The sequence below is a fragment of the Paraburkholderia humisilvae genome, from assembly GCF_902859855.1.
In the GTDB taxonomy this organism is placed as follows: Bacteria; Pseudomonadota; Gammaproteobacteria; order Burkholderiales; family Burkholderiaceae; genus Paraburkholderia; species Paraburkholderia humisilvae.
The window spans coordinates 1-828 of sequence record NZ_CADIKH010000417.1 but is presented as its reverse complement, the minus strand read 5'-3'; the positions used below and the strand labels follow the sequence as shown (position 1 = coordinate 828).

Genomic DNA, 828 nt, shown 5'->3' with positions numbered 1-828 from the left:
TCCGGAAAGAAGGCTCCATACCATTCGATGGCTTCCCTGATGCTTCTTTCCAGCTCCGGGTCAGCGGCATGTCGGGCCGAACCGGGTACAGCAGACCGGCCAGGACCATTGTGGGCAAGCCGGCCAAGTGCTTCGATCCGGGTGTCGGGAATGTTTTTTTTATCATTCACCTGCCTCATTGCGGCCCCGGCGGAATCGCTGGCCAGTGATCCGGATGGAGGGTCTTGCCGCACCAAAGCCTGAGTAATGCTGCCAGTCATACCTGTCCCGTGATGATCTGAAGAGGAATCTCGCCGCACAGGCGCCGTGAGGGAGCGCCCCCGGCTTCGAAGCCCGGCAGGCCGACGCGGCCGTCAGCGGTGCTCACACCGTCATCGACGGGCCGCCGCATGACAAAGCTGGAAAACGGCACTGTTGCGCCCGCCATGATCCTGGGAGCGTCCCGCATCGCCCCGCGCCCCATGCCAGGCGCGTGGATCTTATCCCGCTCCCCTTACGCGCTCAAGCAGGTCGATCAGTCCCTTTTCGCATTCAGACTGGAATTTTTCGCACCCGGATCAGAGATGGTTTGCCTCAAATCCGGTCCTAAAGATAAGACATCAGACTGAGCTTGCCCGCAAAAAATGGATACTTGCTGAGTGTATAAAACTCACGCAAGGATGAAGGAAAGATGGGTAATCCGAGAGCACGGTACACGCAGGAATTCATGATAGAAGCCAATGAAATGAACGCCTCCCACCCGTGAGCATTGGCGGCCGATAGAAGAAAAGGGGACCGTCACGGGCCGACGGCACAAGAGGCAGCCAATGCAAGATCATGTAGGTCTTG

General features: G+C 58.2%; 1 protein-coding gene. It reads right to left on the bottom strand.

Features of this window, described 5'->3' with window-relative positions:
• Positions 1-256 precede the first annotated feature (256 nt).
• A complete protein-coding gene (locus tag HV796_RS42850; RefSeq protein WP_175233628.1) occupies positions 257-448 on the bottom strand; it encodes a hypothetical protein in 192 nt (63 codons plus the stop codon).
• Positions 449-828 lie beyond the last annotated feature (380 nt).